The organism is Microbacterium sp. ZW T2_14 (assembly GCF_044987405.1).
GTDB lineage: Bacteria > Actinomycetota > Actinomycetes > Actinomycetales > Microbacteriaceae > Microbacterium.
On sequence record NZ_JBJDRK010000051.1, the window covers coordinates 1 to 19,321 of the forward strand.

Annotated in this window: 14 protein-coding genes, 1 tRNA gene and 1 pseudogene; 3 read left to right on the forward strand and 13 right to left on the reverse strand. The window is 69.7% G+C overall.

Going from position 1 to position 19,321, the window contains the following annotated elements; genetic code table 11:
- From ACI3KY_RS15885 to ACI3KY_RS15900, 4 genes and pseudogenes are all read right to left on the reverse strand, one after another.
- Positions 1-288: pseudogene (locus tag ACI3KY_RS15885) on the reverse strand (hypothetical protein); the annotation flags it as partial.
- Positions 275-829, reverse strand: coding sequence for an RNA polymerase sigma factor (locus tag ACI3KY_RS15890; protein WP_404931117.1), 555 nt, complete (start codon positions 827-829; stop codon positions 275-277). The gene ACI3KY_RS15890 and the pseudogene ACI3KY_RS15885, both read right to left, overlap by 14 nt.
- 37 nt (positions 830-866) lie before the next feature.
- Complete coding sequence (locus ACI3KY_RS15895; protein ID WP_404931118.1) at positions 867-1,508, reverse strand: class F sortase; 642 nt, start codon at positions 1,506-1,508, stop codon at positions 867-869.
- A gap of 11 nt (positions 1,509-1,519) precedes the next feature.
- Positions 1,520-2,344 carry a DUF4397 domain-containing protein gene (locus ACI3KY_RS15900; RefSeq protein ID WP_404931119.1) on the reverse strand — a complete coding sequence of 275 codons (825 nt, stop codon included), beginning with the start codon at positions 2,342-2,344 and terminating at the stop codon, positions 1,520-1,522.
- Positions 2,345-2,532: 188 nt separating this feature from the next.
- Here ACI3KY_RS15900 and ACI3KY_RS15905 point away from each other — a divergent pair.
- Positions 2,533-2,605, forward strand: a tRNA-Met gene (locus ACI3KY_RS15905).
- Positions 2,606-2,758: 153 nt separating this feature from the next.
- On the opposite strand, the gene ACI3KY_RS15910 is transcribed toward ACI3KY_RS15905, so the two are convergent.
- Both ACI3KY_RS15910 and ACI3KY_RS15915 read right to left on the reverse strand, forming a co-directional pair.
- Entirely contained in the window at positions 2,759-3,577 is an 819-nt protein-coding gene (locus ACI3KY_RS15910) for an MIP/aquaporin family protein (protein ID WP_404931120.1), read from the reverse strand.
- A gap of 339 nt (positions 3,578-3,916) precedes the next feature.
- On the reverse strand, positions 3,917-7,120 hold the full coding sequence (locus tag ACI3KY_RS15915) for a M14 family zinc carboxypeptidase (protein ID WP_404931121.1): 3,204 nt from the start codon (positions 7,118-7,120) through the stop codon (positions 3,917-3,919).
- Between the two features lie 296 nt (positions 7,121-7,416).
- On the opposite strand from ACI3KY_RS15915, the gene ACI3KY_RS15920 reads away from it, so the two are divergent.
- Complete coding sequence (locus tag ACI3KY_RS15920; RefSeq protein ID WP_404931122.1) at positions 7,417-8,853, forward strand: MFS transporter; 1,437 nt, start codon at positions 7,417-7,419, stop codon at positions 8,851-8,853.
- 10 nt (positions 8,854-8,863) lie between these two features.
- Here ACI3KY_RS15920 and ACI3KY_RS15925 read toward each other — a convergent pair whose 3' ends face one another.
- The 6 genes from ACI3KY_RS15925 to ACI3KY_RS15950 form a co-directional block, all read right to left on the reverse strand.
- Complete coding sequence (locus ACI3KY_RS15925) at positions 8,864-9,580, reverse strand: TIGR00266 family protein (protein ID WP_404931123.1); 717 nt, start codon at positions 9,578-9,580, stop codon at positions 8,864-8,866.
- Positions 9,581-9,801: 221 nt separating this feature from the next.
- Positions 9,802-10,116, reverse strand: coding sequence for a TraR/DksA family transcriptional regulator (locus ACI3KY_RS15930; protein WP_404931124.1), 315 nt, complete (start codon positions 10,114-10,116; stop codon positions 9,802-9,804).
- A gap of 82 nt (positions 10,117-10,198) precedes the next feature.
- Positions 10,199-10,363: a hypothetical protein gene (locus ACI3KY_RS15935; protein ID WP_404931125.1), complete on the reverse strand. Its 165-nt coding sequence runs from the start codon at positions 10,361-10,363 to the stop codon at positions 10,199-10,201.
- A gap of 416 nt (positions 10,364-10,779) precedes the next feature.
- Positions 10,780-11,214, reverse strand: a complete 435-nt coding sequence (locus ACI3KY_RS15940; protein WP_404931126.1) for an SRPBCC domain-containing protein — start codon at positions 11,212-11,214, stop codon at positions 10,780-10,782.
- 141 nt (positions 11,215-11,355) lie between these two features.
- The gene (locus ACI3KY_RS15945) at positions 11,356-12,177 is read right to left on the reverse strand and encodes an alpha/beta fold hydrolase (protein ID WP_404931127.1); all 822 of its coding nucleotides are present in this window, start codon (positions 12,175-12,177) and stop codon (positions 11,356-11,358) included.
- Between the two features lie 46 nt (positions 12,178-12,223).
- Positions 12,224-12,940 carry an alpha/beta fold hydrolase gene (locus ACI3KY_RS15950; protein WP_404931128.1) on the reverse strand — a complete coding sequence of 239 codons (717 nt, stop codon included), beginning with the start codon at positions 12,938-12,940 and terminating at the stop codon, positions 12,224-12,226.
- Positions 12,941-13,120: 180 nt separating this feature from the next.
- Between ACI3KY_RS15950 and ACI3KY_RS15955 the strand changes: the two genes are divergently transcribed.
- Positions 13,121-15,364 carry a helix-turn-helix domain-containing protein gene (locus ACI3KY_RS15955; protein WP_404931129.1) on the forward strand — a complete coding sequence of 748 codons (2,244 nt, stop codon included), beginning with the start codon at positions 13,121-13,123 and terminating at the stop codon, positions 15,362-15,364.
- 75 nt (positions 15,365-15,439) lie between these two features.
- Here ACI3KY_RS15955 and ACI3KY_RS15960 read toward each other — a convergent pair whose 3' ends face one another.
- Positions 15,440-19,315, reverse strand: a complete 3,876-nt coding sequence (locus ACI3KY_RS15960; protein WP_404931130.1) for a S8 family serine peptidase — start codon at positions 19,313-19,315, stop codon at positions 15,440-15,442.
- Positions 19,316-19,321: the final 6 nt, after the last annotated feature.

Here is a 19,321-nt window from a genome sequence, read left to right on the forward strand (position 1 = left end):
GGTCAGGGCGCAGCCGTCCGCGGCCGCAGGCGGCTCGGACACCCCGCTCGGCTCGGCGGCCGCGGACGGCTGCGCCCTGACCTCTGCGAGGACGCGATCCCACACCCTCTCGGGCGGCGTCTCGAGCTCACCGAGAGTCACCGTGGAACGGCCGACCGCCACGGCGTGCTCGAGCTCAGCCAGCTCGATCGAGCACGCGTCGCACGTCGCGAGGTGTTCGTGCTCGGCATCCGTCACCGCTTCTCCGACGGCGATGAGCGCGAGGCGCTCGGGGTCAAGGTGCGACATACGACACCTCCAATCGGTCGCGCAGTCGGGTGAGGCTTCGGCGGATGTGACTCTTCACGGTACCCAGCGGCATGTCGAGGCGCGTCGCGATCTGCTGGTGGGTGAGGTCGTCGTAGAACGCCAGCCGCACCACGCGCTGCGCGTCGGGCTCGAGTCGGTCGATCTCGTCGGCGAGCAGCAGCCGGTCTCCGAGGTCGATGTCGGACGAGATGGTCTCGTCGTCGGTGACGGCGAAGCGCTGCAGCTTCTCCTGCAGCTCGCGCACACGCCGACGCGTCTCCAGCGTGTCGGCGATGCGGCGGCGGGTGATCGTGACGAGCCACGTCGACAGCCGGCCCTTGGCCGGGTCGTACGATGCGCGGGATGTCCACGCCGACACGAACGTCTTCTGTGTCACGTCCTCCGCATCCCCTCTGTCGCCGAGCACTCGCAGCGCGAGGGTGAACACGATCGGCGACCATCGCCGGTAGATCTGCTCGAGGGCGCGCTCGTCACCGGCGGCGAAACGGCCGCACAGCTCGCGCTCTTCCTCGTCGTCCACGCTGGTTCCCCTCTGGTCGGCCGGCGCCATCGCCGGCTCACATGATCGGGGTCGCGATGGCGACCACGTTATCCGCGTATCGGCCGGTGCGGGAGTCGAACTGCCCACCGCAGGTGATCAGCACGAGGTTCCGGGTGCCCGATCGGGCGAACAGCTCGTCGACCGGGAGGTCCGCCTTCGGGTAGTACGTGACGCTCTGCACCTGGTACCGGCGCACCTCGCCCGCAGCATCCGTCACCTCCACGATCTCGCCCGCAGGGAGATCGCGCAGCCGGCTGAGCGGGCCGATCGGGTACTGCGGTGCGTCGACGTGGGCCGAGATCACGATATTGCCGTCGGATGCCGCGGGGTCGGCGCCGAAGCGGTACCACCCGCCGATCGCGGGGTCGACCGGGAGCTCCATGAAACCCCCGGCCTCCACGCCGACGGGCACCACCGGGATGTCGACGTCGATGGAGGCGGCGACCACCCGGACCGGCGGCACAGGAAGCCGCGCGGGAAGAGGGGTGGCCGCCGCGATGGGCACCTCGACGGCGAGCGTCGGGCGCGGCGTGACCTTCGCCGACGCCGTCGCCGTCGGTGCCGGCGCTGACGGGGCGGCCCCTGGGGACGAGCCGCACGCCGTCAGCGCAAAGGCGATCGCAAGAGATGCTCCGGCTCCTGCGATCGCCCTGCTCATGTTGCGGAACCTCAGCGGCGTGCCCGGCTGCGCACGACGACGAGAGCGGATGCCGCGACCGCCGCCGCGACGACGAGACCGCCGATCGCCCACATCGACTGCTGGAACAGGTCGCGCTGCGCCAGCTGGCCACCCGTCCCGGAGTTCACGCCGTCCGGCGCCGAGTGCAGGCCGGTGATCGTCTGCACCGCAAGCCCAAGGTTGTCGTCCTCGAGACTCCCCCACGCGTACGCGATGGTGAGCACGCCCTCCTGAACGTCGACGGGCGCCGGGCCGATCACGGGATCGGTGGTGCCGGTCGCGGCCACGGAGGCCTCGATGGTTCCGGCGGGCAGGTTCAGGGTCGCCTCTTCAGGATTGGCGAGGGCGGTGATGACCGCCGTCCCGCCGGCGAGCACATCCACCGCTGGTGCGGCCGCGTCGTGCCGCACGGTGAGCCGGCCCTCCCCCGCCGCCGTGGGCGACGTGTCGTTGACGTAGGGAGTCACGGTCGGCGAGCCGGACGCGTTGAGGTGCGCGACGGCCGTGTAGTTCTTGCCGGCCTCGAGCGTGAGCGTCACCGGGCCGAGCACGGGTGCGCTGTCGTCGGTGGCGTCGGTCGCGGTGAGGGCGACCTCATAGGCGCCCGCGGGCAGGTCCAGGGGGCCTGCCAGGTCCCCCGGCTGGAAGTCGTCGAGCGTGAGTGCGCCGTTGACGTACACATCGACGGGCGTGTCGGGTATGCCGTGCAGGACCGAGAGCACGGCGTTGCCGTTCGTGGCTGCGGTTGCGGGGATGCCCACACTGAGTGCGGCGACAATGCCGGCGGCGATTCCCGCGAGAACCTTCTTTCGCACAGTCTTCCTCCTTCTCTGAGCGGCCGGTCGCCGCCTGTTGAAGAGTGATTCCTGCGGAAGAGGGAGTTCGGATGCAGGCGGCACGAAGTCTTCTCGGTGAGCGGCGGGCGTCGTCACATCTCGTCACGGCCCGACACGCTCCGTCACCCTCGCCCGGTTCGCGAGAAGCGCGCCTACCGTGGAGTCATCGCGGCGATCCGGGCGGTCCCGGGCTCCGGTTCATACCCGGCAGCGTTGCGGGTTCGACTCCCGCCGTCGCGTCGATGGTCGAAGGGCCGGGATCCCCGGGACACCTGGATGGCGGCTTCAGCGTTCTCGGCCGAAGGGCGTTTGCCCACAGTCTCTGCCCACACTTTTCGTGTGCATGGCTGTGGACGACTGCGGCTGCCTGCAGCTTTGAGCGGTTCGGTGGGCTCAGGCTTTGTCGGGGTTCTGGACCTCGGTATGGAGGACCCCCTGCGCCGCGTCAGAGCCGGCGCGGCCTCCGCCGTAGCCGCGCAGTACAAACGCCGCTCCCACAGCGATGACCGCCCCGAGTATCGGCCCGGCGATGTAGACCCAGTAGCCGGTGAAGTCCCCGGCGACAAGGTCTGGTCCGAAGGTGCGGGCGGGGTTCATCGACGCGCCCGAGATCGGGCTGCCCCATAGTCCCGCCAGGGCGATGTAGGAGCCGACGCCGATGGCGCCGATGATGCCGATGTTCTGCGCACCCGAGGCTGTGCCCAGGATGACGCTCACGAGGCCGAAGGTGAGCACTGTCTCCATCGTGAACGCCGACCAGTCCGAATAGCCGTCGGCAGGGTAGTTGGACCCGAACGATGACGAGACCCCGATAACCAGGGTGAGGAACCACGCTGCCAGAGCGGCGCCGGCGAGCTGGACGATGATGTAGCCAGGCACCCGGCGCCACGGAAAGTCACCGCGCAGCGAGAACGCCAGCGTCACCGCAGGGTTCAGGTGCGCGCCGGACACTTTGCCCATGAACAGGATGATGGCCAGCACCATCAGGCCCGGGGCGACCACCGCGGCGCCGCGGTCGATGGTGTCGGGAAACGCCTCGCCCATCATCCCGCCACCCGCGGCGACCAGGACAAGGAAGAACGTCCCCAGAAACTCTGAGACCAGCCGCCGCCACTCCTGCTTCCCATCCTGGAAGTCGGTCATCGGCTGAATCACCTCAGCCTCGAACCATCGGTCGAAGCGGCCCCTGGCCGCCTGAGACTCCTCCGCCATCAGCTACCCCGTTCGTCAACAAGACTCATGCGGCGCCAGGGGCTCGAGTGTGCGAGAACTCGACGTCGGCAGTGGCGAGCATAGGGGGGAGACCTGCGGAGGACAAGACGTCGTGTTAGCGACCACGTGGCACTCCGCATCGACCACCGCCATCGCGGCGAGAAGATCTCGATCGACGCCACCGTGCCCGATTCCTATGGCGCCCCGACCCAGTTCGACTCCCGCCGTCGGGTGGACGGCAGCGGTCCTGCTGGGTGCGAACCGCTCGCGGCGGGTGAGGCGACGGATGCCGCGCCCGGGCGAACCCGGCGCGGCATCCGTCCCGCGTGCTCCGTTCGGTCAGAGCCCGAAATGGTCGAGCATACGACCGACCACCTCGGCCCGCTGTTCGGCGGTGGCCAGTTGCTCGAGGCCGAAACCGAAGAGCAGCGTGTCCTCGGTGGCGGTCACGGACGCGAGCTCCGCGAGGCCGTCCGAGCGCTCCCAATCCGAGAGATTGTCCGGGCTGCCCTCGGGGGCGCCGAGCAGCTGCCAGGCACCCAGCCCTTCCTCGAAGCCCTCGGCCTGGGAGGTGCCGGCCGTGCTGACCAGCTTCGTGTCGTCGATGATGGCGCCGAGGCCGCCCGTCGCCGGGTCGGTCACGTAGCTCACGACGACCTCCACCTGGCCGCCTGCGTACGCACTCAGGTCGTACGAGACCGGCATCCAGAGCGAAGAGCCGGTCAGGGCGTTCCAGTCGCCCGACTGGCCGGGAGTCGTGCAGGGGTCGCCGGGCGTCAGGTAGTGCAGCAGCCACGGGTGGAGATCGAGGAGGAAGCCCGCCTCGCACTCCGCCGGAACCGCGGAACTCGTGGCGCCGCCTGCCTCGGGCAGTGTGGTCCACGCGTCGTCGCCGGCGCCGACCGGGCGGGCTTCGACGATGACGTTGTCGTAGCCTTCCTCGGTGTCGAAGGCCATCTGCGCCTCGAACGCCGGTGCGTTGGCGGCCGTCAGCCCCGCGAGGTCGTACGTCCGACCGAGCCGCTGATAGCCGTCGTCGACATGGCCTGCTGCTGCCGCCCAATCGCCCTCGATCGCCGCGAACGGGTCGGGGTACTCGGCGACGCCTTCACTGGCGAACTGCGGGAATTCGTCGACGGGGAGGACGTCGCTCGTCACGACGAACGCGCCGACCTCGTCGACCGGATTGTCGACCGTCGCCGGGCCGCCGAACTCGAGGGTGAGGCCCTCGAGCGGCTCTTCGACGCCCTCCGTGCCGGACTGCTCGCCCGAGTCCTGACGGACGTAGGCGCCCATCCAGTACTGGGTGAAGTCGTCGGCGAGCAGGAGGCAATCAGCGAACGGATCCGCCGTCACCACGCAGTCCTGGTCGGGTGCGCCGTCGAGGCCGTAGTAGATCCCGCCGAACGTGTCGCCGCCGAGGCCGTAGTACCCGGTCGTCTCACCGCTGTATGCGACCTTGCCGCCCTCGTTCAACCAGTCGCGCACGGCCATCGTGAGGTACTGCTGGCGCTCGGCGACGGCGAGGTCCGGAAGCTGAGCACCGCCGTACTGCGTCAGCACGTCCTCCTGGTCCTGCGTCAGGCGATTGTCGCCGAGGTACCAGATGCCGGCGTCGTAGTGACCCAGCACGCCGAGGTCGTGCGGCACACCCTGGGCGTCGACATCCCAGACATCCGCGTCCACGCCGTTCGCCTCGAGAGCCGCGAGGTACTCGTCGAGGTACTTCGCGCCGTCGTTGCGCGGGGCTTCCTCGGGGTTGTACCCGGTGTAGTCCTCATTCGCGATCACGAGCACGGAGTTGCCCGTGTCCTGGGTGACCTCGTACGTGAAGTGCGTGCTCTCGCGTTTCCCTGCCTTCTCCCCCTTCGGCAGGTCGTTGGCGGATGCCACGCCCGTGAACCACACCTCGACCGAGTCGCCCGGCTTCGTTCCCTCCACGACGCCCCGGTACTCCGCGTAGTAATCGTCGTTCTCGAAGCCGTAGCGCTCGCCGCCGTCCCATTCGGAGATCGCGGCCTGGACGGCACGGCCGCCGTTGATCGAGTACATGAGCTTCTTGGCCTTCAGCGCGCGCTTCGCGGTGACGGCCACCGGCTGCGGGTCGCCGTACGACACCGAGAAGCTGTCGACGCGGAAGTCCTCGGCGTCACGTCCGACCACCGAGACCGGGTCGTCGGGATCGAGCGCCGACTCGGCGACAGCGAGAGCGAACGGGACGTTCTTCGCGAACTCCGCCTGGATAAGGTCCTCGTCGTCGGGGAAGTCGAAGCCCTGGAGGTTCTCCCCGCAGTCCGCCTCTGTCCAGTCGTCGGCGGGATCGGATGCTACCGCCGAGAGGCACGTCGACATCTCGGGGGTGAATCCGAGCGTCCCGTACGCCTCCTGCATGTGGGAGTCGATGTCGCCGTTCGTCGTGTACAGCTCCGCCGAGATGTCGGGGTCGTAGCCCGGGACAGCCGGGTCGGCGTCGTCGCCGACCATCGCCTCGTAGATCACGTCATCGGGCGACGGAGTCGCGACCTGCCAGCCGATGCCGTGCAGCAGGAGCTCGGCCGCCGAGTGGTAGTTGATGAAGAACTCGGGCGTGATCTTGGCGAACAGGTCGTACAGCGCCTGGGACTCGGGCTCCGAGCCCGGCGCCGGCCCGCGATAGGTGAGGCTGATCGGGTTCGGAGACGACCCCTCGTTGTCATAGCCCCACCGCGTCGGCGAGTTGCGGTTCAGATCGACGCCGTCCCCGCCGTCGAGCACTCCGTCCTCGTTGTTGTCGCGCAGATTCTTGCGCCACAGGCGGGTTCCCGGGTCGTCGGGCGTCGGAGCCACCTCGAAGGTGAAGTCATAGCCGTCGGGGTTCGCCACGGGAATGAACCACATCTCCGTGTTCCGTACGAGATCGGTGATCTTCGGGTCGCTGCCGTACGAGGCCAGCACTTCGTCGAGCAGTCGGCGCACCATCTCGGGGGTGATCCACTCGCGCGCGTGCTGTGCGGCGAGGAAGACCGTCGTCGGCCGCTTGCCCTCCGCGACCTTCCCCGGATCGCGCGTCACGCGAACCGCCTGCATCTCGGTGCCGTTCCACGTCTCGCCGAAGGTGACGAGCTGCGCGATGTCGGGATACGCCGCGGCCTGCGCCGCGAGCTCCTCCGCGATGCCTCCCTCACCGAGGTACGGGCGGAAGACGCCCTCGGGAGCCGCCTTCGCCTCGAACGACCGCCCCCGCTGGTCGGCCGCTCCGTCGTCGACGACGGGCTGCAGGTCGATGCCCTCGGCGCGGACCTGCTGCGCCTGCACGGACGGCAGGACGACCTGGACCACGAACGTGCCGTCCGCGGCGGGCTGCACCTTCAGCTCGCCCTCCGCGCGATCCACTCCGAGCTCGGCGATCGCCGCGAGACCGTCCGCGTCGACGGTGGCCTCGTATACGCCGACGCCTACGTCATCGGCGACATCCGGCGGTGGCGGACTCGCCATGGCCGGCCCCACCCCGACTCCGGAGATAACCAATGCCACGGCGGTGGCGACGGCGAGCTGACGGAACATGCGTACCCCCTCGTGCGCGGATGCGTCCAACCGCCGGGCTCGTCGCCCGGCCGCCCGCTCGCGGAGGTTCGCCGCGATGCGAACGATCCTCATACTGGCCCTCGCTCAGGAGCGGGTCAACAGACACCGGATCACGGCTCCCGATTCGAGCCGGCACCGCCCTGCACCGGCGGTCGGGAGGCCGTACACCGTGACCTCGAAGCAGCAGTCGCGGTCACCTCGTATCGCGGCAGGTGCAGCACCGAAAGGGACATCCGGGGGCACGGCTAAGCTCCAGGTGTTGGAGGCGATTGCACATGCGCACATCCTCGACTCTGCCGTTGGTCTTCACCTTGGTCGCCGCACAGTTCGTGGTGATGCTGGACTCCAGCATCCTGAACGTCGCGCTGCCGTCGATCGCGGCGGACCTCGGCCTCAGCCCGGTCGGAACCGCCTGGGTGTTGAACGCCTACTTCCTCACTTTCGGGGGACTGCTCCTCATCTCGGGCCGCGCGGCGGACGTCTTCGGCCGCCGCCGGATGTTCCTCTTAGGAGCCGGCGTCCTCGTCGTCGGCTCCTTGATCGGCGGTTTCTCGACGACCGAGACGATGCTGATCGCCGCCCGCCTCGTCCAAGGTGTGGGTGCGGCGATGCTGAGCCCGGCGGCCATGTCGGTGATCCTCGCCACCTTCACCGGCCCGCCGCGCGTGCGCGCGATGAGCGGCTGGGGCGCCGCTTCCACCGTCGGAGGTGCGGCCGGCGTCACCGTCGGCGGACTCCTCACGGCGGCGTTCGGCTGGCAGAGCGTTCTGTTCGTGACGGGCGTGGTCGCGGCCATCATCGGGGTGGCCGGCTGGGCGATCCTCCCCGCGGGAAAGGGCGCGGCGGGGCGACCGTTCGACGCGACCGGAGCGTCCCTCCTCACCGGCGCAGCGGTCGCCATCGTGTTCGGAGTACTCTCCGCGCCCCACAACGGACTGGTCTCGGTGGCGGTCATCGGCGCGACGGTCGTCGCCGTCCTCTGCCTCATCGGGTTCGGCCTCGTCGAGAAGCGAGCCGCGGATCCCGTGCTGCCCGCTCGGGTCCTGCGAGACGCCCGGGTGAGCGGTGGGATCGCGGTCAACCTCCTCGGTGGGGGTGCCCGTGTCGCCTGTTTCGTCCTCGTCGCACTTCTGCTGCAGCAGGTCCTCGAGTACGACCCCGCCATCGCCGGCCTCGCCATGCTCCCGACATCCCTCGCGGGGTTTGCGGTCAGCATCCTCGTCCTGCCGACGGCACTCAACAAGCTCGGGCCCCAACGCGTCGCAGCCATCGGGCTCGTGCTTCTCGTCGTCGCTCATCTCCTGCTCGCCGCCGTCGACAACGGCGACTCTTACCTGCTGCGCGTCCTCCCGGCGCTGATCGTCGCCGCGACCGGCGTCGCATTCAGCTTCACACCCACGACACTCGTCATCGCCGAAGGCATCGCGGCCCGGAACTCGGGCGTGAGCTCAGGCCTCGCATCCGCGACAGCTCAGATCGGCGGGGCTATCGGGATCGCCGTGTTCGGTGCGGTCGACGCCGCCAGGCGCGCGACCACGCTCGATGCGGGGGGAACTGCACTGGCGGCCGCAGAGGCCGGGCTGCAGGCGGCCAACCTCGCGGCGGCCATCGCCGCCGGCGCAGCGGTCGTCGTCGCAGTCCTCACCTTCCCCACGTTGCGGTCAGCGCTGACAGGTCGACAACGCCCCGTCGAAGCGGATGCCGGAACCTAGTGGATCCCGGTCAGGAGCTGCTGCTGGAGCTCGAGGAACGATCGGGCAGATAAGGCTCGATGGCGGCGGCGAGCTTCGCCGGCGACATCGACTGCAACCAGATGCGACCCGGCCCATGGATCTCCGCAAGGAACAGCGAGTCGCCGAAGAACTTGTTCTTGATGCCCTTCACCGAGCTGAATTCCAGGTTCATGTCGGCCTCGAACATGGCGAGGTGCCCAGGATGAATGAGCAGGGACTGACCCGCCGCGAGCTCGTACTCGGTGATCTCCCCGGCGAGCTGCACCCATGCCGTGCCGTTGCCGGCCAGCTTCTGGAAGACCACGCCCGCGCCGCCGAAGATGCCGGCGCCGAGCTTCTTCTGCAGCCCGACCGAGACCTCGACTCCGGCGGTGCTCGCCGAGTACGACCCCTGCTGGACCATGAACGAATCCGCGGCGTCGATGTCGAGCTGGCGGATGGTGCCCGGCAGCTGCGCGGCGAACGCGAGCAGTCCGCCCTGCGCGGGAGCCGTGTACTCGGTCAGGAACAGCTGCGCACCGCCGAGCACCCGCTTGAGACCGCTCATGAAGCCGCCCTGCCCGCCGGTGCCGTGCAGGGTCGAGGTGTCCAAGGCGAAGCCGGGCGACATCCACGCGACGTCACCGCCTTCAGCGACGATCTTCTCGCCCGACTCGAGCGTCAGCTCGAGAATCGGCATGGTCGTACCCGCGATCGTCGACTTCATGCGGTCCAAACTATGCAAGAACCCGGCACGAGGACCGCTCTTCACGCGAGCGGACCCCTGTGCTAGGACGCGGTCGAACGCGTCACCGCGGACGAAGGAGATGACCCACTCTCACGAGGACCCGAGCAGGGAGTGACGTCATGGATGCTGCTCCACGCTGACTGCCGACGGTCCGGCCGTGACCGACCGGCGCCAGCGACGGGATGGCGAAGGGCTTGCGGCTACGCGGCTTCGGCATGGCTCTGGCACTCGATGCAGGCCGCCGCGTACGGGAGCACCTCGAGCCGCGCGGACGCGATCTGCGCACCGCAGCGGGTGCATCGTCCGTACGTCCCCTGCGTGATCCGGTTCAGGGCCGCGCTGATCTGCTCGATTGCGGCACGGTGCGAGGCGGCCGCCTGGTAGGCGACGGGGTCGATGCTCGGAAGCGCGAAAGGCTCGATCTCCCGGAGGTGGCTCAGCCGCTCCTCGAGCTGCCGCTCGAGTTCGCGCTGTACGCCGGCGAGAGGGGCGGACTCGGTGGCTTCGATGGTCATGGTGATGCTCCTCGGGTACAAAAAAAGCGCCGCATGTGCGACGCGCTGGGTGTCCGGTTGGACCGATGGATGTGAATCGGTCCTATGGGGGCGCGACGCGACGGGTGGTCTGCACGAACAGTCCATCCGCGCCGGCCCGCCGGGGCGGCAGAACCTCGTGTCGGGCACCCGCGATGTCGACCACTGCCGTCACCACGGAGGCGTCGGTGAGACGTTCCGTGCGGTGCTCGTGGACGATCGTGATCATGGCCATCACCATAGCCCGGTTCCAGAAAAAGGCAAGTCAGCGGGAATTCCACGCCCTCAGTGCACGGAATTGACTTCCGCCGGAAGACGGCTATGGTCGGGGGTTCACCCGCCAGCCAACCAGGGGAAGCGAGTCACCATGTCAGGAAGATCACCGCGAACACGCGCCGAGAAGAAGGTCGCTCGGTCATCGCTCAAGGAGAAGCGCGCCGAGAAGCGCTCGAGCCAGGAGTCACGGGCGTTCATCAAACCGCGCAAGGGCGCGTCCGGTTGACGAACGACGCTGGCCCCTCGCTGTGAGGGGCCCGCGCATGCTCCGGATGCCACGCCTGTGCTCGCCGGGCGGTGCGATGTGCGACGGCATCCGACAACCGCCGCCAGGCTTTTCCGCACTCGGCCATGACACGGCGCGCGCAGCTACTCCGCGAGCACGCGGTCCAGCTTCGCGAACGTGCGTCGCCAGCCATCGGCGTAATCGTGATCCGACCCGCCCCGAAGCTCGTGCACGAAGCGCATCCGCGTCCCGGTGTCATCCGTCGCGAAGACCACGCTCACCCGTGACGGAGGGTTGGTCTCGCTGAGCCACGACCACGTGAACTCCAGCTCGGTCGGTTCCTCGACCCGGAGGTACTCCCCCGTGCTGGTGTGCACGTCGCCGCTGGAGTCCTGGAACGAGATGGCGAAACGGCCGCCCGGTCGCACGTCGAGCGCTGCCGACGTCACGACGCCGTCGGGATCGGAGCCCCACCAGCGACCGACGATCGCCGGATCGGTCCACGCCCTCCACACAGCGCTCTGGGCGGCATCGAAGTGGTGATAGACGGTGATGGATGACGCGGGTTCCTCGACCATGCGCCGAATGCTATCGCCGGCCCTCGACGTCGTCGCCCGAATCGAAGGACGATGACGGATGCCGCAGCCCGGGGCTGCGGCATCCGTCATCGCTACTCGCTGCGCGGTCCGCCTGTCACCACGCGGTCCCGCCGTGCGGGGTTACTTCGCGAGGAACGCCAGGATGTCGGCGTCCAGCTGCTCCTGGTACTCCCCCGCGATGCCGTGCGGGGCGCCGGCGTAGACCTTCAGCTCGCCGTGCTTCACGAGCTCGATGCTCTTGAGCGCGGCATCCGCGATCGGCACGATCTGGTCGTCGTCGCCGTGTGCGAGGAAGATCGGCACGTCGAGCGACTTCAGGTCTTCGGTGAAGTCCGTCTCGGAGAACGCGGCGACGCAGTCGTAGGCGGCCTTGAGCCCGACGAGCATGCCCTGGCGCCAGAAGTCGTCGCGCGCACCCTGCGACACCTTCGAGCCGTCGCGGTTCGCGCCGAAGAACGGCACGGAGAGGTCCTGGTAGAACTGCGACCGGTCCTTCAGCACCCCCTCGCGGATGGCGTCGAAGGCCTCGATCGGCAGGCCGTCGGGGTTCGACTCCGACTTCACCATGACGGGCGGCACCGCGCCGGCCGTCACGATCTTCGCCACCCGGCCGACACCGTGCTGCGCGGCGTACCGCACCACCTCGCCGCCACCGGTGGAGTGGCCGATGAGCACGATGTCGTGCAGGTCGAGCTGCTCGACGAGCTCGGCGAGGTCACGCGCGTAGGTGTCCATGTCGTTGCCCTGCCACGGCTGCGACGACCGGCCGTGACCGCGGCGGTCGTGCGCGATGGCCCGGTAGCCGTGGTCGGCGAGCAGCTTCAGCTCGACCTGCCAGGCGTCCGAGCTCAGCGGCCAGCCGTGGCTCAGGATGACCGGCTGCCCTGAGCCCTGGTCGGTGTAGTAGATCTGCGTTCCGTCAGCGGTGGTGATGTACGGCATCAGTGTGCTCCGTCCGTGGTGATGAGTGGGTGGGTCTGGTGCAGGGTCACGCCAGCTCGGCGATGGCGTCGGTGATGACGGCCGCGACCTCTGCGGGGTGGGTCTGCATCACGAGGTGCGGCGCGTCGATCTCGACGACCTTGCGCACGCCGGCGCGCTGGTACCCGAAGCGCTCGACATCGGGGTTGATCGTGTGATCGGCGCTCGAGACGATGCCCCACGAGGGCTTCGTCTTCCACGCCGCGACCGGAGCCGGCTCGCCGAAGGCGACCGCCGAGAGGGGGCGCTGCGAGACGGCGAGGACGCGGGCCGTCTCGGGGTCGACACCGGCGGCGAACACCTGCGGGAAGGCGTCGATCTTGACCGAGACGTCGGTGCCCGGCTCGCCGCCGTCGACGGGGTACGGCGCGTACACCAGGTTCGCGGCGAGCTCGGAGTCGGGGAAGCCGCCCTGCAGCTGCCCCAGGCTCTCGCCCTCGTCCAGTGCGTAGCCCGCGACGTAGACGAGACCGACGACGTTCTCCGCGACGCCGGCGACCGTGATGACCGCACCTCCGTACGAGTGGCCCGCCAGCAGCACCGGACCATCGATCTGCTCCACGAACGACTTGAGGTACGCCGAGTCGCCCGAGAGGCTGCGGTTGAACACCGGCGGCACGAGGACGGTGTAGCCGTCGTCGAGCAGGCGACGGGTGACGGGCGCCCAGCTCGCGGCGTCGGCGAAGGCACCGTGGACGAGCACGATGGTGGGGGAATCCGACATGGGTTCTCTCTTTCTCTGTGGTGCCGGGCGGCGAGATAGGAGAACCGTCCGGCGGGGATTTTGCAGAGAGGCGCAACGCTGAGACCCTCGGACTGTGGTCAGTACGTGCAATTCGAGTCCATCGCCCCGCTGGGCACCACGAAGTTTTCACGCAGCTTCGAATCCGCGGCTTTCCCCCCGATGAACTCAGCGGTACCTCTGCAAGAACTGCTCCGACAGCACCGTCGTGACGCCGACCTCACGCTGGAAGGACTCGCCGAACGCTCGGGCGTCAGCGACCGCACGATCAGCGACATCGAACGCGGCATCAGTCTCGGACCGCGCCGCGGCACGATGCTCGCCCTCGCCGATGCGCTGAAGCTGCATGCCGACGAACGGGAGCGGTTCCTCGCGTCCGCCCGGGCCGGCAGGAAGCCGGCCGCGCCCGACGCCCGCTCGGTCGACATCGAGCCGCACCGGCTCGTGGACTTCACGGGCCGGGAGTCCGAGATCCGCAGCGTCGTTGCGCAGCTCGACCCCACCGGTGCGGCCGGCGGACTCACGGCGCCCGTCGTGCTGCACGGGGCGCCCGGAGTGGGCAAGACCTCCATCGCGATCGAGGCGCTCCACCGCTGCGGGGTGCTCGCTCCCACCCGACTGTTCGTCGACCTCGGCGGGCTCGATGCCGTGCCGCTGACGCCGCTGCAGGTGCTGCAGGCGCTGCTGCGGCAACTGACCGGTGATCCCGATGTGCCGAAGACGCTGGGCGAGGCAGCGGTGGCCTGGCGGACGGCGGCCGCGGCATCCGCTGTCGCCATCCTGCTCGACGATGCGGCGAACGAAGCACAGATCCGCCCCGTGCTGATCTCGGAGGGCCAGGGCGCTGTGGTGGTCACGTCGCGCCGCGCACTCGCCGGACTGGAGTCGGCGCGGCGACTCACGATCGGCCCCCTGCCTCGGCAGGACGGCATCGCGTTCCTCCGGCGGATCATCCCCGAAGCGCAGGCCCAGACCGGCGACCTCGACGAGCTGGCCCGATTCTGCGACGACGTCCCCCTCGCCCTCCGCATCGCGGGCAACCGTCTGGCGACCCAGCCGTCGTGGACCGTCGAGGACTTCCTGCGACGGCTGCGCAGGGAGGAACGACGTCTGAGCGCCCTGGCGGCCGGCGACCTGGCCATGGAGTCGACGTTCGCGCTCTCGTACGAGCACCTCTCTGGGCCCACTCGAACCCTTTTCCGCCGGCTGTCGCTCGTCGACGGCCCGTCGTTCGACGCACGGCTCGCGAGTGCGGTCGGCGACCTCGATGTCGACGAGGCGGAGGACCTGCTCGACGGACTCGCCGCGCTCGGACTGGTCGAGACGCTGCGCGGCGATCGCTACCGCCTGCACGATCTGCTGCGCCTGTATGCGGCATCCCGGCTCCGCGCCGAGGAGACCGCAGACGCGATCTCGGCGGAACGGCGCCGCCTGCGGGACTGGCTGCTCGCCACGGCGCTCACCGCGGGCTCCCGCTTCGAGCCGCGCCCGCCCGATGCGCCGCCGGTCGACGGCCGGCTCACGTTCTCGTCGAACGACGACGCGCGCGCCTGGCTGATCACCGAGGCGGAGCACTGGTTCTCGGCGTACCAGGCGGCGGGCGCCCGCGGGGACCACGCCATGGTGCTGACGGTCGCCGACGCGCTGCACTGGTTCTCGGACCTCTGGCGCGCGTGGGGGCGCTGGCACGAGGTCTTCGCCACCTCCGCGGCAGCGGCCGCGGCGCTCGACGACCCTGCGCAGCAGGCCCGGCATCTGGGGTACCTCGCCTGGGCGCAGCTCGTCGAGACCTTCGATCCCGCGCAGGCGCGCGCCACCGCCGATACGGCCCTCCGCGCCGCGCAGCGTGCCGGCGATGTGCAGCAGAGCGGCTGGGCGAACTTCTACCTCGCCTGGAGCATGCTGAACGTGCGCGAGTTCGATGTGGCGCACGGATATGCGGATGCCGCGGTGCACGACTTCGCCGCCGCCGGCGATGTCGAGGGCGAGCTGCAGGCGCGTTCGATCGGGGCGAGCATCCGCAGCCGCTACGAACCTGAAGCCGCCATCGGCGAGCATCGCGAGCTGCTCGAGTTCGTGGAGCGCGTCGGCGACGAACTGCCGACCAGCATCCGCGGTCTGACGGAGGCCAACGCCCACGCGGTCATCGCGTACGGGCTGCTGCAGCTCGGGCGGCACGAGGAGGCTGTCGCCGCGGCATCCGCTGCTCTGTCGATCGGCTCGTCGGCGGAGTTCCAGAGCGGGCACGCCTCGGCCCACCGGCACCGTGGCCTGGCGCAGCTCGGGCTGGGCCGCGTGGACGAGGCGCGAGCCGATCTGACGACCGCCCTCACGCTGGGCGCCGGGGCGCGCTCCGCCACGTGGCTCGACGAGGTGCGCGCGGCGCTGGACGCGATTCCGGGGTGACGCCGGAACGGCGCGACCGCCGGGCGAGGAACGAATCCTCTCCCGGCGGCCGCGCCGTGGTCCGGCCTGCGTCGCCTACTCGAACGCGTCGAGGTAGGCCACCGTCGCGGCGTCGATGTTGCTGTCCAGGTCGGCCGAGCCGAACGGAATGGTGCTGGCTCCGGTCACGAACACGCGTCGCTTGCCGTCGGCGGTCTGGTCGACCGCCACGCCGTTCCCCCCGTCGCTGGCGCCCGCCGCGTCGTATGCCGCCGACCAGATCTGCTCGCCGGTGGTCATGTCGTACGCGATGGTGACGTAGTCCCAGCCGGTGTCGTCATTCCCGGACTCGCCGGTGACGACGGCGCGCGTGCCATCCTCAGTCAGCGTGACGTCCCAGGCGACGTCCGTGCTGTGGGCGGTGCCGTCGTACCGCACGGCCCACCGCTGCTCGCCGCTGACCACGTCATAGGCGACCGTGGCGTAGTCCATGTCGGCACTGCCTTCCACGTTGCCGGCGACCACGACCGTGCTGCCGTCGGGGCTGAGGGCGATCGACTGCGGCGTATCCGTGAGCGCCTCGCCATAGCCCGCCGCCCAGCGCTCTTCGCCGGTCGCCAGGTCGTACGCCACGGTCTCCCAATCGTTCTGACGGTCGGTGTTGGCGAGACCACCCGCGACGATCACGGTGTCGCCGGTGACGGCGATGTTCTGCGCGATGTCGACCATGCCATCGGAGCCGTTCCGGAGGACATCCCACAGCTGCTCGCCGGTGGCGGCGTCGTAGGCGACGGTGCCCCAGTCGGTGAGACCGGTGTTCTCGCCCCGGCTCTGCCCGGTGATCACAACGGTCGAGCCGTCGTCGCTCACCGCGATGCCACGCGCGTCGTCCGTGCCGCTCACCGGATCGTCGTAGCGAGTCACCCATCGCTGCTCACCGGTCGCCGCGTCGTACGCCACGGTGGCGTAGTCGAGCTGCGGGTCGCCCATGTTCTGGTACCCGGTGACGTAGACGGTCGCACCGTCGGGGCTGACGACCAGTGCGTTGAGCGAGTCATAGGCCGCACCCGGACCATCGAGACGCGTCTCCCATCGCCGCTCGCCCGTCGCCCCGTCGTACGCCGCGGTGAGGTAGTCGCCACCACTGGTTCCGGCGACGTACAGGGTCTCGCCATCGGGGCTCATTCCGAAGCCGGTCGGCTCGTCGCCACCCCCGTTGCCGGCGGCATCCCACTGCTGCTCCCAGATCACGTCACCGGTCTCGGGGTCGTACGCGGCGGTGAGGAAGTCAGCCACGAGCCCGCCGGCCGACGGAGGCCGGCTGAATCCGCTCATGTAGACCCTGGTGCCGTCGGGGTGGACGAGGACGTCGTTGCCGACATCCGTCGCGCTGCCGAACTGGCCGCCGGCGCCGTCGTAGCGCGCAGACCAATCCTCGTCACCCGGCTGCTTCGCGCGCAGCACGATCGGAGACCGCACCGTGTGGCTGCCGTCCGTCCAGGAGAGCTGGCCCGCGAGGTAGTCGAACATCGTGGCGTCTTCACCCACCGTGAAGGTGACGGTGTACGACGCGCTCTCGCCCGGTGCGACGGTGAGCGTGCTCGGCTCGACAGTCACACCCACTCCGGCGAGGCCGCTGACCGACGCCGTGTAGGTCGCCGACTGGTCGTCGACGTTGGTCACCGTGCGGGTGACGGTCTGCTCGCCGTCCAGGAGGCCGATGCCGATCGATGGCGTGTTCAGGTCGCTCGGGTCGAGCGAGCGACCGTCCGCCTCGAGGCCGTCGCAGACGTCATCCGCCACGCTCGGGGTCGAGCCGCAGAGGAACGCCATCCAGTCGTTCACCCCGCTGTCGTAGACGAGGCCCGGATCGGCCGCGCTCGTGGGCTGCACGTGCCCCGCGCCCTGCTTGAAGATCAGGTTCGGGTCGTCCGGCGACTCGCCGTCCCGCACATCGGATCCGGAGGTCATCAGCGCCGACTTGATCGCCATCGGCGACCAGTCGGGGTGCAGGTCCAGCAGCAGGGCGGCCAGTCCCGTGACGTGCGGCGCCGCCATCGACGTGCCGCTCATGAGGTTGAACTCCTTGCCGCCCTGACCCGGAGGGGCCACCGCCGCCAGGATGTCCTGTCCCGGGGCGATCACGTCCGGCTTCAGCACATCGCCGTTGCCGGCGACGAGCGGACCGCGAGACGAGAACTCCGCCGTGTACGGCGCGGGCGCCCCGTTGGCGATGACGGCCTTCTCGATGGTCGCGGTGGCTCCGGCGGTCGCCGCGTACGCGTTGATCGGGCCCGCGACGGTGTCCTGCAGATGCACGGTGGGCACCGAGTGGAAGTCGGCGTTGAGCGAGTTCTCGTACGCGTTCACGAACACCATGCCGACGCCACCTGCTTCGGCCACCGCACGCGAGGAGTCCACGCGGGCGATGTCGCCGCCGCGCTCGCAGACGACGATCTTGCCGGCGACCTTGGCGGGGTCCAGGCCCGGCTTGCCGTTGTTGGCACTCGCCGGATAGCAGCGCAGAGCCGAGACGGCCGAGGCGCCGGCAGCGCGTGCGGCGGCCCCCGTGATCAGCGGGACGGGGCCGACGACCGAAGCGCTGAGCGAGACGCCCTCATAGCGCGCGCCGTTGCCCAGGACCACGGCGCCCGTGGTCGTGCGGTCGTGGGTGCCCGCGGCGACGGTGGTCAGCCACGGCCCGGGGTGTGCGACGGTGGCCGCATCGGGGCCGTCGTTGCCGGCGGATGCCGAGACGAAGATCCCCGCGGCCGCGGCGTTCAGGAACGCCGCCTCGGTGGGCTCGAGGAAGTCCGTGCTGGAGCCCGACACCGAGTAGTTGATGACATCGACGCCGTCGGCGACGGCCTTGTCGATGGCGGCCACCATGTCAGAGGTGTAGCCGTTGGCGGTGGAGCCGTCCTCGACGGACCACAGCGCCTTGTACGACGCGATGCGCGCGCGCGGCGCGATGCCCGAGATCTCACCGAACGGTGCGGCCGGTCCGGTCACGTCGACGCCGTAGTTGCCACCGGAGGTCGACGCGGTGTGCGTGCCGTGCCCGTTGTAGTCGCGAGGCGAGAGGAACTCCCACGGCAGCTGCTGCTTGACACCGTCGTTGCCACCCCACGCGGCGTTGAAGTACTGGGCGGTGACCAGCTTGTTGTTGCAGAGGTTGGCGTCCCACGAGTCGTCGCCGACGGTCTCGGCCGACGCGCAGGTGCCGCGGAAGCCCTCCGGCTTGCCCTGGTACACGAGCTTCTTGGACTCGTCGCGGTCGGAGAAGCTGCGGACCTCGGGCCAGATGCCGCTGTCGATGACGCCGATGACGATGTCCTCACCAGCGCCCGGCGACTTCTTGCCTCCGGTGGGTCCGCCGAGCTGGCCCCACAGGCCGTCTTCGCCGTCCAGTCCCAGGAAGCTCGGCGTCGACGACGTGTCGGCCTCGACCTTCTCATCAGGGTGCACCGACACCACGTCGGGCTGGGCCTCGAGTTCGGCGGCCTGCGCCGGGGTGAGCTCCGCCGCGAATCCGTTGAAGCTGTAGACGTAGTCGTACGACGGCTCGCCGCCCTTCACCTTCGCGAGCGCTGCGCGCTGCTTGCCCTTGAGGTGCTTGCTGTACGCCTCCACCGCGGGGTCGGCGGGATCCATCTTGGCGCCGCCGTGCGGCTTCGTCGCCTTGAGCCCTGCCTCGCCGCCGTCGTACGCGATGACGGGCGCGAGCGACATCTGGACCACATACGTCAGAGGTTCACCCGTGGGCGCGGCAGCGGCTGCCGCATCCTCGGCCGTGGTCACCTCCACGCCGCCGTTGCGCCCGCTGGGGTCCTCCACGGGGGCCGCGGCCGGCGGAGCCGCGAAGGCGCCGGCGGGGGCCGCCGTCGCCGTCAACGCGACGACGGTCGCCAAGGCGATCGTCAGTCGCTGCGGCGTGAATCGCCGCTCTCGTTGTCTCAGAAGTCTGGTCACTGTCGC

Excerpts from the sequence above, each read along its gene's own strand:
- ACI3KY_RS15895 (WP_404931118.1), bottom strand. The coding sequence starts at position 1,508 with ATGAGCAGGGCGATCGCAGGAGCCGGAGCATCTCTTGCGATCGCCTTT.
- ACI3KY_RS15910 (WP_404931120.1), bottom strand. The coding sequence starts at position 3,577 with ATGGCGGAGGAGTCTCAGGCGGCCAGGGGCCGCTTCGACCGATGGTTC.
- ACI3KY_RS15915 (WP_404931121.1), bottom strand. The coding sequence starts at position 7,120 with ATGTTCCGTCAGCTCGCCGTCGCCACCGCCGTGGCATTGGTTATCTCC.
- ACI3KY_RS15920 (WP_404931122.1), top strand. The coding sequence starts at position 7,417 with ATGCGCACATCCTCGACTCTGCCGTTGGTCTTCACCTTGGTCGCCGCA.
- ACI3KY_RS15925 (WP_404931123.1), bottom strand. The coding sequence starts at position 9,580 with ATGAAGTCGACGATCGCGGGTACGACCATGCCGATTCTCGAGCTGACG.
- ACI3KY_RS15930 (WP_404931124.1), bottom strand. The coding sequence starts at position 10,116 with ATGACCATCGAAGCCACCGAGTCCGCCCCTCTCGCCGGCGTACAGCGC.
- ACI3KY_RS15935 (WP_404931125.1), bottom strand. The coding sequence starts at position 10,363 with ATGATCACGATCGTCCACGAGCACCGCACGGAACGTCTCACCGACGCC.
- ACI3KY_RS15940 (WP_404931126.1), bottom strand. The coding sequence starts at position 11,214 with ATGGTCGAGGAACCCGCGTCATCCATCACCGTCTATCACCACTTCGAT.
- ACI3KY_RS15945 (WP_404931127.1), bottom strand. The coding sequence starts at position 12,177 with ATGCCGTACATCACCACCGCTGACGGAACGCAGATCTACTACACCGAC.
- ACI3KY_RS15950 (WP_404931128.1), bottom strand. The coding sequence starts at position 12,940 with ATGTCGGATTCCCCCACCATCGTGCTCGTCCACGGTGCCTTCGCCGAC.
- ACI3KY_RS15955 (WP_404931129.1), top strand. The coding sequence starts at position 13,121 with ATGAACTCAGCGGTACCTCTGCAAGAACTGCTCCGACAGCACCGTCGT.